Here is a 15,050-nt window from a genome sequence, read left to right as displayed (position 1 = left end):
CGTGCAGCCGACCGCCCGCGTGGCACCCTGAGCCCATGGCAGCGACCACCGGCGGGGACGTCACCGAGCGCGCGACCGTGCTGCGCCGGCAGTGGGAGACCCTGCGCGCCTGGGTCGGCGACGTCGTCGCGGCAGGCGGCACGGGCACCCCGAGCATCCTCGACGGGTGGACGGTGGCCGACCTCGTCGCGCACCTCGGGCGGGCGATGAACGCGCTCACGGCGTGCGAGCCCGCCCCCGAGGGCACCGTGCCGCTCACGCTCGGCGAGTACCTCGGCACCTACGCGGGACGCGCGGCGGACATCGACCGGGTCACGCGCGAGCTCGCCGCGCAGATCGCCGACGACCCGCTGCGGCACGTCGACGACCTCGTCCGGGAGGCCCTGCGCCACGTCGACTCGCTCGGCCCCGCGGACCGCGTGGTGCAGGCCCGCCGCGGGCCGGTGCTGCTGTCCACGATGCTCGCGTCCCGGATCACGGAGCTCGTGGTCCACGCCGACGACCTCCAGCGGTCCCTCGCCCGCGCCCGCGGCGCCGCGCCGGGTTCACGGGCCGAGCTCGGCGACGGCGTGGGCCCTCTCCCCGGCGTGCCCGGTGGGCTCGGACCCGCCGACGGCCTCGGCGACGGCGTCACCTCCGGGGGACCTCTCGACGGCGACGCCCTCGACCTCGTCGCCCAGGAGCTGCTGCGCATCGTGCGGGCCCGCGGCGGCTGGGACCTCGAGGTGGTGCGCCCCCTGACCTGGGTGCGCCTCGCGGCCGGCCGGCTCCCGTACGACGTGGACGCGCTCGCATCCGCCCTCGCGCCGCGGTTCCCCTCGGACGCCGTCCCGGACCTCGGGCGCATGCTCCCGCTGCTCTGACCGCGCCGCGCACCCGGCCCGCACCCGCACGCCCGCAACCCGCCCCGCGATCACCGGGACGCCAGGACACGCTGACCCGCACCCGCGAACCCCGGGCGTGTCCTGGAGTCTCGGCGTGAGAGCAGCGCAGCGCGGGGCGGCGCGAGTGGCTAGGTTGGGCTCGTGCTCGCTGCCTATGTGGACCGGTTCGCGCCCGAGGAGCCGCTCGCCGGCCTGGTCGTCGGGGACCTGCCCGCACCGGAGCCCCGCACGCACTGGACGACGGTCGACGTGCGGGCCGCGGCCCTCAACCAGCACGACCTGTGGTCGCTGCGGGGAGTCGGGCTGCGCGCCGAGCAGCTGCCGATGGTGCTCGGCACCGACGCGGCGGGCGTGACGGCGGACGGCCGGGAGGTCGTGGTGCACGCGGTCGTCGGCGGGGACTCCGGCCACGGCGTCGGACCGGACGAGCCGCGCTCGCTGCTGTCCGAGCGGTACCCCGGCACCCTCGCCGAGCAGGTGTCCGTCCCCACCTGGAACCTCGTGCCGAAGCCCGCGGAGCTGTCCTGGGCCGAGGCTGCGTGCGTGCCCACCGCGTGGCTGACGGCGTACCGCATGCTGTTCCGCACCGGACGCGCCCGGCCCGGCCAGCGCGTGCTCGTGCAGGGCGCCGGGGGCGGCGTCGCGACGGCCGCGGTCCGGCTGGCGTCGGCCGCGGGCCTGGAGGTCTGGGTGACGAGCCGGGACGCGGGCCGGCGCGAGCGGGCGGTCGCGCTCGGCGCCGCGGGAGCGGTGGCGCCCGGGCAGCGGCTGCCCGCCCGCGTCGACCTCGTCGTCGAGACCGTCGGCGCGGCGACCTGGTCGCACTCGGTCCGGTCCGTCCGGCCCGGCGGGACGATCGTCGTCGCCGGCGCGACGACGGGCGACCCCGCCGCGATGGAGATCCAGCGGCTGTTCTTCCTCGAGATCGCGGTGCTCGGTGCCACCATGGGCTCCCGCCAGGACCTCGAGCAGCTGCTGGCGTTCCTCGCCCGCACCGGCGTCCGGCCTGTCGTGGACTCGACGATCCCGCTGGCCCGGGTCGGCGAGGGGCTGGCACGCTTGGCGCGCGGCGAGCAGTTCGGCAAGGTCGTCGCGGAGGTCTGAGGCGCCGGGCCGCGCCCACGACGGAGGAGGGGGCGCATGGCGGGACGCTGGCAGCCGGACGTCCTGGGCGACGGCTACCGGGTGCGGACGCTGGAGCTCGCGCCCGACGACGAGGGCGAGGTCGTCGCGAGCCTCGTGCGGTACGCGCCCCCGACGCCCGAGCCCCTGCGCCCGTCCCGCGCGGTGCTCTACCTGCACGGCTGGTCGGACTACTTCTTCCAGACCGGGCTCGCCGAGTTCTGGCACGCGCAGGGCGCCGCGTTCTACGCCCTCGACCTGCGCAAGTACGGCCGCAGCCTCCGCCCGCACCAGACGCCCGGCTACGTCGACGACCTGCGGACCTACGACGAGGACATCGAGGCCGCTCTGGAGCAGGTGCACCGCGATCTCGGCCGCTTCGCCCGGGTCATGCTCATGGGCCACTCGACGGGTGGCCTGATCAGCGTCCTGTGGGCGAACCGGCACCCGGGCCGGTTCCACGGCCTCGTCCTCAACAGCCCGTGGCTGGAGCTCCAGGGCGCGGCCGTCGCCCGGCACGTCAGCGCGCCCGCGATCGCGCGGCTCGCCCGCCTGCAGCCCAAGGCGCCGTTGCCGAACATCGACCCGGGGTACTACGCGCGCACGCTGCGGAGCGCCGACGGGGGCGAGTGGACGTACGAGGACGCCTGGCGCCCCGCCCGGTCGTTCCCCGTGCGGCCCGGGTGGCTCGCGGCGATCCTCGACGGTCACGCCGAGGTCGCGCGCGGTCTGCACATCCGCCGGCCGGTGCTGATGCTCGCCTCGGACCGCACGGTCATCAGCCCGCGGTGGAGCGAGGACATGCGCGCCGCCGACGTGGTGCTCGACGTCGAGCTGCTGGCGCGGCGCGCCGTCCAGCTCGGCCCGGTGGTGTCCGTGGTGCGGATCGCGGGCGGGCTGCACGACCTCACGCTGTCGCCGGCCCCGGTCCGGGCGCGGCTGTACGCCGAGATCAGCCGGTGGACGGCGGCCTACGGCTGGTCGTGACCGCCGCGCGCGTCAGCGGACGCCGACCGCCTCGCCCAGCGTCGGCCCGTCCTCGCCGAACCGCCACACACGCCAGCCGTCGGCCGTCGACTCGAGGTCGGCCGCGACCGTCGCCGCGTCGTCCGGGTCGGCGTGCAGGCTGCCCCCGGGCAGCTCGATGAGGCCGTCGGTGCGCAGCGTCGCCGTGAGCCGCTGACCCCGTCGGACGCGGTGCCACACGAGCTCCAGCGCCGAGCGCTCCGCCGCCGCGAGCGCGGCGAGCTCGGGCAGCGGGCGGTGGTCGACCTCGCCGCGGTGCTGCGGACCCCCGTCCGTCGGCACAGGCGGGATGAGCGTCGTCTCGTCGCTGCGCGGCGACACCGGTGCGGGCCGGGGCGTCGGCGTGCCGGCAGGTGCCGGCGCGGCCGGCGCGGCGGCGTGCCGGCGGGGGCCGGCGGGCGCGCCGTCCTCCGGCGGAGGCCCGGCCGGCGCGGGGACGACCGGGGTGGGGTCCGTGACCGCGGCGGACGGGGGCGGGGCGACCTGCACCGCCCCGGTGCGCAGGCCGGGCTCGACCGCCCGCCGGGCTCCCGCGGTCGTCGAGCGCAGCGGTGACACGTCGACGTAGCGGCGACCGCCGGGTCCCTGGGTCACGCCCATCCGCAGCACCTCGACGTGCAGACCCGAGGTGACGAACTCGACGGCGTCGAGCAGCCCGCCGGTCACGTCCGCGCACACGACGACCAGGCGCACGCCCGCCGCGGAGTCGCGGCTCGCGAGGATCGGCGAGCGGTCGCGGAACACGGCGAGGTCGGCCTCGAACGACTCCGCGCCGCCGGCGTACATCCGCGCCAGGTCCGACCGGCTCAGGCGCGCGGCACCGCCGGCGTGCCGCAGCGCGCGCACCAGCGCGGCCTCGTCGAGCAGCTGCACGACCTCCACCACCACCGGGCGCGCGGACGCGTCGAGGGCCAGCAGGTGCGGGCCTCCGGGGCCTCCCTCGCGCACCGGCAGCACCTGCTCGCCGAGCAGCGCGGAGACGTGGTCGGTGACGAGGGCCGAGGAGTCGGCGTCGAACGAGTCGGAGCGGGGTCGCATCGGCTGGACGAGACTGCTGCGGCCGCCGTCGAGCTCGAAGATCGCCATCAGTACGCTGCTTCCCTTCCTGCGTCCGCCGTCGTGCCGCACCGCGGCGCGGATCCCGCGGCCGGCACCCCTCGCCGGCGCCCGCGGACGCGCTCCACCGCACGGCAGTCTGTCATCCCCCGGGCGTCACCCGGCCCGGGAACCACCCATCTGCACGACATGTCCACGCGGGCGCGGCCCTGCCCGGCCCGCCGCCCGACCTCTCACGACCGGAGGCGTTCCTCCAGCCGCTCGACCTTGCCCGTCAGCTCGCCCGTGCGACCCGGCCGGATGTCGGCCTTGAGCACCAGGCTGACCCGCGCACCGTGGCGGCCGACGGCCTCCGTGGCCCGGCGGACGACGTCCATGCACTCGTCCCACTCGCCCTCGACCGTCGTGAACATCGCGTCCGTGCGGTTCGGGAGCCCGGACTCGCGCACCACCCGCACGGCGTCGGCGACGGCCTCGGTCACGGACTCACCGGAACCGAGCGGGGAGACGGAGAAGGCCACGAGCATGCCTCCCACCCTGGTGCAGGTGCCGGGCCCGCGTCCAGCCCCCGGACGGCTGCACCGCGCCACCCATCCGCCGCGTCGACCGCTCCGAACCCGGGGTGCGCGCGGACCGGCGCGCACCACCAGCGGGGACGTGGCCCCGGAAGGAGACAGAACGCATGAGCCAGTCGGCCAACCGCCTCGTCGGCGGCATCTTCGGCGCGGTCTACCTGCTCGTCGGCATCGCCGGCTTCTTCGTCAGCTCCGGGGCGGCGTTCGCCGGCACCGAGGGCGGGACGCTGATCGTGTTCGAGGTGAACCCCCTGCACAACATCGTGCACCTCGGCATCGGCGCGGTGCTGCTGGGCGCCGCGGCGGCCTCGACGCGCGCCGCGAAGGCCGCCAACTCGACGGTGGGAGGCGTCTACCTGCTCGTCGGGCTGCTCGGGCTGTTCCTCGTGGGGTCGTCCGCGAACATCCTGGCGCTGAACGGCGCCGACAACGTGCTCCACTTCGCGAGCGCCGTCCTGCTGCTGGGGGTGGGCCTGGGCGCCGACCGCACCGCGGAGGCGGGGACCACCGCCCGCCGCGCGGCATGACCGCCCGCCGGCCGGCCGCGACCCGGCCGGCCGGCGGTGCGCCCCCGCGCGCGGAGGGTGCCCTGGCGCTCACCGCCCGCGCGTGGTCGGCGACCGCCGCCCTGGGCTTCGGGCTGGTCGCGTGCGGGACCGGCGCGGGCCACCTGACGCACCACCTCCCGGTGGGGGTCGCCCTGGCCGTGCTCGGGCTCGCCGCGCTGGGCTGGTCGCTCGCCGCGCTCCGCGGTCCCGCTCCGGCGCCCCGCGCGGCACTCGGTGCCCTGCTCGCCGCGGGTCCGCTGGTGCTGCTGAGCGCACCCGCCACGGGCAGGGGCCCGACCGCCGCGGAGGGCGCCGCCCTCGTCCTGGCGCTGGCCGGCGCGGTGCTGCTCGGTCTCGCCGAGCGCGCGGCCGGTGCGCCCGGTCGTCCCGGACGCCGCCCCGGACCGGTCGGGCAGCTCGCCGCGCTGGCGACCGGCTCGGTGCTGGTCGCCCTCGTCACCGTGCCGGGGCTCGCCGCGACCGAGGCGGGCGAGCACGCCGTCCCGCACGGGCAGCACGGGCAGCAGGACCCGGGGCGCGGCCCCGGGCTGCCCGCCGAGCAGCCGCATCACTGAGCCGCCCGGCACCGCGCCCGTCGGCGGCACGCGCCCGCCGCCGGCCACCCGCCCGCCGGCTCCACGCCGCACGGCCCCGTCACGCCGCAGGCCCGGCTCCCCTCAGCGGGGGGCCGGGCCTGCGGTCGCGGTGGGGACGGGCGTCAGGCCGCGTCGTCCTCCGAGGTGAGGTTCCGGGTCTTGTTCTGGTCGAGCAGGATCCCGGGGCCGTTCGTGGTCGAGACGGTCGCCTTGGTGATGTAGCGACCCTTCGACGCGGACGGCTTCAGACGCAGGATCTCCTCCAGCGCCGCCGCGTAGTTCTCCACCAGCGCGGTGTCCGAGAAGGACGTCTTGCCGATGATGAAGTGCAGGTTCGCGTGCTTGTCGACGCGGAACTCGATCTTGCCGCCCTTGATGTCGGACACGGCCTTCGCGACGTCCATGGTCACCGTGCCGGTCTTCGGGTTCGGCATGAGGCCACGCGGACCGAGCACCTTGCCGAGCCGGCCGACCTTGCCCATGAGGTCCGGGGTCGCGACCGCGGAGTCGAAGTCGGTGTAGCCGGCCGCGACCTTCTCGATCAGCTCGTCGCCGCCGACCTCGTCCGCACCGGCCGCGCGGGCCTGCTCGGCACGCTCACCGGTCGCGAACACGATGACGCGGGCGGTCTTGCCGGTGCCGTGCGGCAGGTTGACGGTGCCGCGCACCATCTGGTCCGCCTTGCGGGGGTCGACGCCGAGACGCATCGCGACCTCGACGGTCGCGTCGTACGACGTGGTCGACGTCTCCTGGGCCAGACGGATCGCCTGGAGGGGGGCGTAGACGGCGCCGGGCTCGATCTTCTCGGCCGCGGCGCGGTACGCCTTGCTGTGCTTCGCCATCTGCTCTGTCTCCTTGTCAGCAGTCGTGGTCGTCGGGCCGCACAGGGCCCTGCCACTGGGGTGCCCGCCCCGGACGTCCCGGGGCGGGCGGGTGGTGCGTGAGGGTCAGCCCTCGACCTTGATGCCCATGGAGCGGGCGGTGCCGGCGATGATCTTCTCGGCGGCGGCCAGGTCGTTGGCGTTGAGGTCCTCGAGCTTGGTCTGGGCGATCTCGCGGACCTGGTCCGCGGTCAGCGTCGCGACCTTGACGGTGTGCGGCGTGGGCGAGCCCTTCGCGACACCGGCGGCCTTCTTGATGAGCTCGGCGGCCGGCGGCGTCTTCGTGATGAAGGTGAACGAGCGGTCCTCGTACACCGTGATCTCGACGGGGATGACGTTGCCGCGCTGCGACTCGGTCGCCGCGTTGTACGCCTTGCAGAACTCCATGATGTTCACGCCGTGCTGACCGAGCGCGGGGCCGATCGGCGGGGCGGGCGTGGCCGCACCGGCGTTGATCTGGAGCTTGATGAGGCCGGTGACCTTCTTCTTCGGGGGCATGAGCCACCCTTTCTTCTCTCGTGGGCCGACGCCGTGGGCGATGACCCGGTTGCAGTGCCGTCGTGCTCCCGGCGGGGCCGGGCGGCGGTCAGATCTTGGCGACCTGGCTGAACGACAGCTCGACCGGGGTCTCCCGGCCGAAGATGGACACGAGGACCTTGAGCTTCTGGTTCTCGGGGCTGATCTCGGAGATCGTGGCCGGCAGCGTGTCGAACGGGCCGTCCGTGACGGTGACCGACTCGCCGACGGAGAAGTCGACCTCGATCGCCGCGGCGGCCTTCTGCTGCGGGGCGGCGGCCGGGGCCTTCGCCTCGATCGTCGGCGCCAGCATCGAGAACACCTCGTCGAGCGTCAGCGGCACCGGCTGGTGGGTGTGGCCCACGAAGCCCGTGACGCCCGGGGTGTGCCGGACGGCGCCCCACGACTCGTCGGTGAGGTCCATGCGGACGAGGACGTAGCCGGGGATCCGGACGCGGCGCACGACCTTGCGCTGCGCGTTCTTGATCTCCACGACCTCCTCCATGGGGACCTCCACCTGGTAGATGAAGTCCTCCATGTTGAGGCTCTGCGTGCGGTTCTCGAGGTTGGTCTTCACCCGGTTCTCGTACCCCGCGTACGAGTGGATGACGTACCAGTCGCCGGGCTGCGAGCGGAGCTGCGCCTTGAAGGCCGCGACCGGGTCCTCGTCGACGTCCGGCTCGTCCGCGACGGGCTCGTCGCCCTCCGCCTCGGCGACCTCGGGCTCGTCCCCCGCCTCGTCGCTCACGTCGGCCGGCTCGTCCGAGCCCGCCGCGGGGGCCTCGACCGCCTCGACCGACGCGAGGGCGTCGTCGAGCTCGGACTCGGCGGCACCCGGACCGGGCTGCTGCGATTCCTGCGACACGTGCGAACCTGCTTTCTGCTGCGGACGATGGTGCTGAGGTGTCGAGCGCCCGGGCGGGGCGCCGCGGAGGCTCAGCCCCCGAAGATCCAGCGCGTGGCCTGGCCGATGCCCAGGTCGACGACCGTCACGAACGCCATGACCACCGCGACGAAGACCAGCACGACGGTCGTGTACGTGACGAGCTCGGACCGGGTGGGGCGGACGACCTTCTTGAGCTCCGCGACGACCTGGCGGACGAACAGCGCGATCCGGGCGAACAGGCCCCGGCGCTTCTCCGGACGGGCGGGCTTGCCGGCACCGGTCCGCTCGGCGGGCTCGCCCGCGCCGGACGCCGCCACGGGTGCCGAGTCGCTCACCTGTTCGTTCCCCTACGTCTCGCGACGCCGGCCGTCGCCGGGCGCCTCTTGTCGTCCACCGGCCCGCTGGGGTCGGCGGTCCGTGACCACAAACGCAGGGCAGGCGAGACTCGAACTCACAACCGCCGGTTTTGGAGACCGGTGCGCTACCAATTGCGCCACTGCCCTACGGCGGCGTCCCTCCCCCACGACGGCGCCGCCCCCGTGGGCACGGCTCATCATGGCGGGCGTCAACCACCGAGGGACAACTGTACGCGACGGTCGGCCCGGGGTCGAACCGCGCCCCGTCGGGCCGCTCGACCCGCCCGGCCGCAGGTCTGCGAGGATGGGACCCGTGAGCGCGCACGCCGACCAGCCCGCCCCGTCCGCCCCCTCGCCCCGCCGCGTCTCCGCGCGCGTCGGTGGCATCGCCGAGTCCGCCACGCTCGCCGTGGACGCGAAGGCCAAGGCGCTCAAGGCCGCCGGCCGGCCCGTCATCGGCTTCGGGGCCGGCGAGCCCGACTTCCCGACGCCGGACTACATCGTCGAGGCCGCCGTGGCCGCCGCGCGCGACGCCGCCAACCACCGCTACTCGCCCGCCGGCGGCCTGCCCGTGCTCAAGGAGGCGATCGCGGCGAAGACGCTGCGCGACTCGGGGTACGAGATCTCGCCGGCCGACGTGCTGGTGACCAACGGCGGCAAGCAGGCCGTCTACGAGGCGTTCGCGACGCTGCTCGACCCGGGCGACGAGGTGCTCCTGCCCGCGCCGTACTGGACGACGTACCCGGAGGCCGTGCGGCTGGCCGGCGGCGTCCCCGTCGAGGTGTTCGCCGGGGTCGACCGGGGCTACCGGGTGACCGTCGAGCAGCTCGAGGCGGCACGCACCCCGCGCACGAAGGTGCTGCTGCTCTGCTCGCCGTCCAACCCGACCGGCGCGGTGTACACCGCGGAGGAGACCGCCGAGATCGGCCGCTGGGCGCTCGAGCACGGCATCTGGGTCGTCACCGACGAGATCTACGAGCACCTCACCTACGACGGCGCGGTCGCCACCCCGGTGCTGCGCGTCGTGCCCGAGCTCGCGTCCACGACCGTGGCGCTCAACGGCGTCGCGAAGACCTACGCGATGACGGGCTGGCGCGTCGGGTGGCTGGTCGGCCCCCCGGACGTCGTGAAGGCCGCCACGAACCTCCAGTCCCACCTGACGTCGAACGTCGCGAACGTGTCGCAGCGGGCCGCGGTCGCCGCGCTGACCGGGGACCTGTCCGCGGTCGCGGCGATGCGGGAGGCGTTCGACCGGCGCCGCCGCACGATGGTCGCGATGCTCGGGGAGGTCGACGGCGTGCGGATCCCCGCGCCGCAGGGCGCGTTCTACGCGTACCCGGACGTGCACGGCCTGCTCGGCCGGACGTTCCGCGGCGTGACGCCCACGACGTCGGCGGAGCTCGCCGCGCTGCTGCTCGACCAGGCCGAGGTCGCCGTCGTGCCCGGCGAGGCGTTCGGGCCCAGCGGGTACCTGCGCCTGTCGTACGCGCTCGGGGACGCGGACCTGGCCGAGGGCGTCGGCCGCATCCAGGCGCTGCTCGCCGAGGGCTGACACCGGCGTCCACCGGTCGGTGGACGCCAGGTCCCGACCGCCGGTCGTCGCGGCGGCGCCCGCCCGCGCGGGACGCTGGCGTCATGACGACAGACGACCTCGCGGTCCGGGTGACCGGCCTGCAGAAGCGGTACGGCGACAAGCGGGCCGTCGACGGGCTGGACCTCACCGTGGCCCGCGGCGAGATCGTCGCGGTGCTGGGGCCGAACGGCGCGGGCAAGACCACGACCGTCGAGATCCTCGAGGGCTACCGGCACCGGGACGGCGGCGACGTGCGCGTGCTCGGCGCCGACCCGCAGACCGCCGGTCGGGACTGGCGCGCCCGCATCGGCATCGTGCTGCAGACGACGAACGACCTCGCCGAGGCCACCGTCGGCGAGCTGGTGCACCACTTCGCGCGCTACTACCCGCACCCGCGCGACCCCGAGGAGGTCATCGACGCCGTCGGGCTGCGCGAGAAGGTGCGCACCCGCAGCCGGCAGCTCTCGGGCGGGCAGCGGCGCCGGCTCGACGTCGCCCTCGGCATCGTCGGCCGCCCGGAGCTGCTGTTCCTGGACGAGCCGACCACCGGGTTCGACCCCGAGGCGCGGCACGCGTTCTGGGACCTGATCGCGGGCCTGCGCGACGGCGGCACGACGATCGTCCTCACGACGCACTACCTGGAGGAGGCCGAGCACCTGGCCGACCGGGTGGCGGTCGTCCGCGCCGGGCGGGTGGTCGCGGTGGACACCCCGGCCGAGCTCGGCGGGCGCTCCGCGCAGGAGGCCGTCGTGCGGTGGGTCGAGGGCGGGGTGCACCGCGAGGAGCGGACGGACTCCCCCACCGGCCTGGTCACGGCTCTCGCGCACCGGCTGGGCGGCGAGGTCCCCGGCCTGCAGGTCGCGCGGCCCACGCTCGAGGACGTCTACCTGGGCCTGATCGCCGAGGACGCGTCCACCACCCCGGCGGCCGCGGCCGCCCTCGTCACGACGGAGGCCCTGCGATGAGCGCACCCGCCCTGGACCGGCCGGCCGCGCGGCTGCCCGGCACGCTGCGCCTCGGGTACGAGCGCGCCCGCTACGAGGTCCGCGGGTTCTTCCGCGAGCGCGACGCGGTGATCTTCATCTTCGCGTACCCCATCATCATGCTGGCGATCTTCGCGACGGTGTTCGGGCAGGACGGGGCGGAGGTCGCGGACGGGGTGCCGTTCGCGCAGTACTTCCTGCCGGGGATGATCGCCACGGGCGTCCTGCTGTCGTCGTTCCAGTCGCTGGCGGTGTCCATCCCCGTGGAGCGCGACGAGGGCGGCCTCAAGCGGCTCGGCGGCACCCCGCTGCCGCCCGCCGCGTACTTCCTCGGCAAGGTCGGCCAGGTGCTGGTCACGTCGGTGGTGCAGGTCGCGCTGCTGCTCGCCGTCGCGGCGCTGCTGTTCGACGTCGACATGCCGGACGGCTCGGCCCTGTGGGCGACGTTCGCGTGGGTGTTCCTGCTGGGGGCCGCCTCCGGCGCTGTGTGCGGCGTGGGGTTCTCCTCGATCCCCCGGTCGGGCCGGTCCGCGAGCGCCGTCGTGACGCCCGTCGTGCTGGTGCTGCAGTTCATCTCCGGGGTGTTCTTCACGTTCTACGACCTGCCGTCGTGGATGCAGGACCTGGCGTCGGTGTTCCCGCTCAAGTGGATGGCGCAGGGCATGCGCTCCGTGTTCCTCCCGGACAGCGCACGCGCCCTCGAGCCCTCCGGCGAGTGGCAGCACGGGGCGATCGCCGCGGTGCTGGTCGCGTGGCTCGTGGTCGGCCTCGTGGTCGGCGCCCGCACGTTCCGGTGGCGTCGGCGTGACGACGGCTGACCTGCGCCACACTGGGCCGGTGAGCAGCCCGCAGGAGCCGACGGCCGGGGGTGTGCCCCCCGCCCGTCGGCGGCGCGCCCGGGTGGTCCCCGGGCGACGACGCGGGTCACGGGTCCGGCGCGGGAGCGTCGGCGGGGCGGGCGCGCGCCGTCCGGACGCGGCTTCCCGCCGGTGCCGGCCCGGCCGAGCGCCACGAGTTCTGGCGGCGGGCGCTCGCCGGCTGGGACGCCGCGTTCTACGCCCTGCTGGCGATCAGCGCCGTCTCGATGCTGGCGGTCGACGGTGCGCTCCCCCCGCGGCCCGGCACCTCCGCGGCTCTCGGTGGCCTGCTGGTGCTGCTCGCGGCGTACCTCCTGCTCGGGCGGCGCGGAGCGCTGCGGGGCGACGCCCGGCTCACCCGGGCCTACGTGGTGGTGCTCGTCGCGGTCGTGGCGCTGGCGAGCGGCGTCAACCCGATCGGCTCGATCCTGCTCTTCATCGGGTTCTCGCAGGTGTGGTTCTTCTCCGGCAGCCTGCGCGAGGGCGTCATGGCGTCCGTCGTCCTCGCGGTGGCGACGAGCGCGACGATGGCCGTCGCCGAGCGCGCGACCGGCCGGGACCTGCTGTCGCTGACCGGCCAGATGGCGATCGGGCTCATCTTCTCGCTCGCGCTCGGGTTGTGGATCACCCGGGTCGCCGAGCAGTCCGAGGAGCGCGCCGCCCTGATCGAGCAGCTCGAGGCCGCGCAGGCGGAGCTGGCCGCCAGCCACCACGCCGCGGGGGTGCTCGCCGAGCGGGAGCGCGTCGCGCAGGAGATCCACGACACCCTGGCCCAGGGGTTCACGAGCGTCGTCATGCTCGCGCAGACGGCGCAGGCGCAGCTCGAGGTCGGCCAGCAGCCGCAGGCCGCGGACCGCCTCGCGCAGATCGAGCAGGTCGCGCGGGACAACCTCGCGGAGGCGCGGGCGCTGGTGGCCGCCTTCGGGCCCGCCGCCCTGGCGGACGCCACGCTCGGCGAGGCGCTCGAGCGGTTGGCGGAGCGGTTCCGCGCCGAGACGGGCGTGCGGGTGGACGTCACGCTGACCGACGTCGGACCGGCCGGGCGGGACACGGAGGTCGTGCTGCTGCGCGCCGCGCAGGAGGCGCTCGCGAACGTCCGCCGGCACGCCGGTGCCCGTCGGGTGCTGCTGCGTCTGGCGGGTGGCGACGGCTCCGTCACGCTCGAGGTGCTCGACGACGGCCGCGGGCTGGCGCCGGGCACCGCGGAGGGCGTGGGGCTGCGCGGCATGCGGGACCGCGTGACCTCCGGCGGGGGCACGCTCGACGTCACGGGCGAGCCGGGGCACGGCACGCGGGTGCGGCTCGCGCTGCCCCTCCCCGCGGGCGCGACGGCGGGCGACGGGGACGGACCGAGGGACGAGGACGGGACGACGTGACGACGGTGCGGGTGCTGCTGGCCGACGACCACCCGGTGGTCCGCTCCGGGCTGGCCGGGCTGCTGGCCGTGGAGCCGGACATCGAGGTGGTCGGCGAGGTCGCGGACGGTGCCGCCGCGGTGCAGGCGGCGGCCGAGCTGCGGCCCGACCTCGTGCTCATGGACCTGCGGATGCCGGTGCTGGACGGCGCGGCCGCGACCGCCCGCATCGTCGCGGAGCTTCCCGGCGTCCGGGTGCTGGTGCTGACGACGTACGAGACCGACGCCGACATCCTGCGTGCCGTCGAGGCGGGGGCGACCGGCTACCTGCTCAAGGACACCCCGCGGGAGCAGCTCGTCGCGGGGGTGCGCGCCGCCGCCCGCGGGGAGTCGGCGCTGTCGCCGTCCGTCGCGTCACGGCTCGTGCAGCAGGTGCGGGGCGAGTCCGACCGGCTGACCGCCCGCGAGCTGGAGGTGCTGGGCCGGGTGGCGCAGGGCCTGTCGAACGCCGCCATCGGACGCGAGCTGTTCATCGCGGAGGCCACCGTGAAGACGCACCTGCTGCGCGCGTTCGGCAAGCTCGGCGTCGACGACCGGACGGCGGCGGTCACGGTCGCCATGCAGCGGGGCCTGCTGCCGGCACCCTGAGCCAGGACGTGGCCGCGGTGCGGGCGGGTCGCGGTCGTGACCACCGCCCGCATCGGGCACACTCACCGGGTGCGAGACCTGGCCCTCCTGCCCAAGGCCCACCTGCACCTGCACTTCACCGGGTCCATGCGGGTCGCCACCCTCGCCGACCTCGCCGACCACCGCGGGGTCAGGCTCCCGGCCACGCTGCTGGACGGCGAGGGGCTGCGGGTGCCCGCGGACGAGCGCGGGTGGTTCCGGTTCCAGCGTCTGTACGACGCGGCGCGCGCCTGCGTGCGCGGCGAGGACGACCTGCGGCGCATCGTGCGCGAGGCCGCCGCGGACGACGCCGCGGAGGGCTCCGGCCGCCTGGAGATCCAGGTCGACCCCACGTCGTACGCGCCCCCGGTCGGCGGGATCACCCCGGCGCTGGAGATCGTGCTGGACGAGGCCCGCCTCGCCTCGCGCGACCTCGGCCTGGAGGTCGGGGTCGTCGTCGCGGCGTCGCGGATGCGCCACCCCCTGGACGCGCGGACGCTCGCGCGGCTCGCCGCCCGGTACGCCGGGGACGGGCCGGGCGAGGTCGTCGGGTTCGGGCTGAGCAACGACGAGCGGCGCGGCGACACGTCCGAGTTCGCGCCCGCGTTCGCGATCGCCCGCCGGGCGGGTCTGGCCTCTGTGCCGCACGGCGGCGAGCTGCTCGGCCCCCCGCACGTCGAGGACGTCCTCGAGGCGCTGGCGCCGGACCGCCTGGGGCACGGCGTGCGGTCGGCCGAGGACGGGGCGCTGCTGCGCCGCATCGTCGACCGCGGCATCGCGCTGGAGGTGTGCCCGGCGTCGAACGTCTCGCTCGGCGTCTACCGCGAGCCGGCGCACGTCCCGCTGCGCGAGCTCGTGGCCGCCGGTGCGACGGTGGCGCTCGGCGCGGACGACCCGCTGCTGTTCGGGTCGCGCCTGGTCGAGCAGTACCGGACGGCGCGCGAGGTGCACGGGTTCTCGGACGCCGAGCTCGCGGACCTCGCGCGGGCGTCGATCCGGGCCAGCCGGGCGTCCGACGGCACGAAGGTCCGGCTGCTCGCGGGCGTGGACGCGTGGCTGGCGGCGGGGCCGGGGCCGGGTGCGAGGGCTGTTCGCGGCTGAGCCCGCCGCGCCGCCCCCTGGCTGGGCGTTCGGATCCGAACGGGCAGGCTCGCCGGGCGCGTCGGTGCGA

17 protein-coding genes and 1 tRNA gene are annotated in these 15,050 nt (G+C 75.8%); 11 read left to right on the top strand and 7 right to left on the bottom strand.

Annotated elements, in window-relative coordinates; genetic code table 11:
- The first annotated feature begins 35 nt into the window (after window positions 1–35).
- The 3 genes from K5O09_RS02230 (at window position 36) to K5O09_RS02220 (ending at window position 2,993) form a co-directional block, all read left to right on the top strand.
- Entirely contained in the window at window positions 36–863 is an 828-nt protein-coding gene (locus K5O09_RS02230; RefSeq protein WP_222171254.1) for a maleylpyruvate isomerase N-terminal domain-containing protein, read from the top strand.
- Window positions 864–1,025: 162 nt separating this feature from the next.
- The gene (locus K5O09_RS02225) at window positions 1,026–1,988 is read left to right on the top strand and encodes a zinc-binding dehydrogenase (RefSeq protein WP_222171253.1); all 963 of its coding nucleotides are present in this window, start codon (window positions 1,026–1,028) and stop codon (window positions 1,986–1,988) included.
- Window positions 1,989–2,024: 36 nt separating this feature from the next.
- Complete coding sequence (locus tag K5O09_RS02220; RefSeq protein WP_222171252.1) at window positions 2,025–2,993, top strand: alpha/beta hydrolase; 969 nt, start codon at window positions 2,025–2,027, stop codon at window positions 2,991–2,993.
- Window positions 2,994–3,005: 12 nt separating this feature from the next.
- Here the strand turns inward: K5O09_RS02220 and K5O09_RS02215 are convergent, their stop codons facing one another.
- Both K5O09_RS02215 and K5O09_RS02210 read right to left on the bottom strand, forming a co-directional pair.
- Window positions 3,006–4,118, bottom strand: a complete 1,113-nt coding sequence (locus K5O09_RS02215; protein ID WP_222171251.1) for a hypothetical protein — start codon at window positions 4,116–4,118, stop codon at window positions 3,006–3,008.
- A gap of 203 nt (window positions 4,119–4,321) precedes the next feature.
- Window positions 4,322–4,615 carry an MTH1187 family thiamine-binding protein gene (locus tag K5O09_RS02210; protein WP_222171250.1) on the bottom strand — a complete coding sequence of 98 codons (294 nt, stop codon included), beginning with the start codon at window positions 4,613–4,615 and terminating at the stop codon, window positions 4,322–4,324.
- 155 nt (window positions 4,616–4,770) lie between these two features.
- Between K5O09_RS02210 and K5O09_RS02205 the strand changes: the two genes are divergently transcribed.
- Both K5O09_RS02205 and K5O09_RS02200 read left to right on the top strand, forming a co-directional pair.
- Window positions 4,771–5,190, top strand: a complete 420-nt coding sequence (locus K5O09_RS02205) for a DUF4383 domain-containing protein (protein ID WP_222171249.1) — start codon at window positions 4,771–4,773, stop codon at window positions 5,188–5,190.
- Window positions 5,187–5,786 (top strand): hypothetical protein, encoded by a 600-nt coding sequence (locus K5O09_RS02200; RefSeq protein ID WP_222171248.1) that lies wholly within the window; start codon window positions 5,187–5,189, stop codon window positions 5,784–5,786. Before K5O09_RS02205 ends, K5O09_RS02200 begins: the two co-directional genes overlap by 4 nt.
- A 143-nt stretch (window positions 5,787–5,929) precedes the next feature.
- Here the strand turns inward: K5O09_RS02200 and rplA are convergent, their stop codons facing one another.
- From rplA to K5O09_RS02175, 5 genes are all read right to left on the bottom strand, one after another.
- Complete coding sequence (gene rplA / locus K5O09_RS02195) at window positions 5,930–6,649, bottom strand: 50S ribosomal protein L1 (protein ID WP_222171247.1); 720 nt, start codon at window positions 6,647–6,649, stop codon at window positions 5,930–5,932.
- Window positions 6,650–6,754: 105 nt separating this feature from the next.
- Window positions 6,755–7,186: a 50S ribosomal protein L11 gene (gene rplK, locus K5O09_RS02190; protein WP_222171246.1), complete on the bottom strand. Its 432-nt coding sequence runs from the start codon at window positions 7,184–7,186 to the stop codon at window positions 6,755–6,757.
- 88 nt (window positions 7,187–7,274) lie between these two features.
- The gene (gene nusG, locus K5O09_RS02185; RefSeq protein WP_222171245.1) at window positions 7,275–8,069 is read right to left on the bottom strand and encodes a transcription termination/antitermination protein NusG; all 795 of its coding nucleotides are present in this window, start codon (window positions 8,067–8,069) and stop codon (window positions 7,275–7,277) included.
- Window positions 8,070–8,140: 71 nt separating this feature from the next.
- Window positions 8,141–8,425 carry a preprotein translocase subunit SecE gene (gene secE / locus K5O09_RS02180; protein ID WP_222171244.1) on the bottom strand — a complete coding sequence of 95 codons (285 nt, stop codon included), beginning with the start codon at window positions 8,423–8,425 and terminating at the stop codon, window positions 8,141–8,143.
- 95 nt (window positions 8,426–8,520) lie between these two features.
- Window positions 8,521–8,593, bottom strand: a tRNA-Trp gene (locus K5O09_RS02175).
- 157 nt (window positions 8,594–8,750) lie between these two features.
- Between K5O09_RS02175 and K5O09_RS02170 the strand changes: the two genes are divergently transcribed.
- From K5O09_RS02170 to K5O09_RS02145, 6 genes are all read left to right on the top strand, one after another.
- Window positions 8,751–9,998 carry a pyridoxal phosphate-dependent aminotransferase gene (locus tag K5O09_RS02170; RefSeq protein ID WP_222171243.1) on the top strand — a complete coding sequence of 416 codons (1,248 nt, stop codon included), beginning with the start codon at window positions 8,751–8,753 and terminating at the stop codon, window positions 9,996–9,998.
- An 83-nt stretch (window positions 9,999–10,081) separates the two neighbouring features.
- Complete coding sequence (locus K5O09_RS02165; protein WP_222171242.1) at window positions 10,082–10,984, top strand: ABC transporter ATP-binding protein; 903 nt, start codon at window positions 10,082–10,084, stop codon at window positions 10,982–10,984.
- The gene (locus K5O09_RS02160) at window positions 10,981–11,820 is read left to right on the top strand and encodes an ABC transporter permease (protein ID WP_222171241.1); all 840 of its coding nucleotides are present in this window, start codon (window positions 10,981–10,983) and stop codon (window positions 11,818–11,820) included. Before K5O09_RS02165 ends, K5O09_RS02160 begins: the two co-directional genes overlap by 4 nt.
- Before the next feature lie 50 nt (window positions 11,821–11,870).
- Window positions 11,871–13,235, top strand: coding sequence for a sensor histidine kinase (locus K5O09_RS02155; RefSeq protein WP_222171240.1), 1,365 nt, complete (start codon window positions 11,871–11,873; stop codon window positions 13,233–13,235).
- Entirely contained in the window at window positions 13,232–13,861 is a 630-nt protein-coding gene (locus tag K5O09_RS02150) for a response regulator transcription factor (protein ID WP_255595999.1), read from the top strand. The genes K5O09_RS02155 and K5O09_RS02150 overlap by 4 nt, the downstream gene beginning before the upstream one ends.
- 69 nt (window positions 13,862–13,930) lie before the next feature.
- The gene (locus K5O09_RS02145) at window positions 13,931–14,980 is read left to right on the top strand and encodes an adenosine deaminase (protein ID WP_222171239.1); all 1,050 of its coding nucleotides are present in this window, start codon (window positions 13,931–13,933) and stop codon (window positions 14,978–14,980) included.
- The last annotated feature ends 70 nt before the right edge of the window (window positions 14,981–15,050 follow it).

The organism is Cellulomonas sp. C5510, assembly GCF_019797765.1.
GTDB lineage: Bacteria > Actinomycetota > Actinomycetes > Actinomycetales > Cellulomonadaceae > Cellulomonas.
Note: the sequence above shows the minus strand (reverse complement) of the source record. Positions and strands in the feature narration are given on the sequence as shown.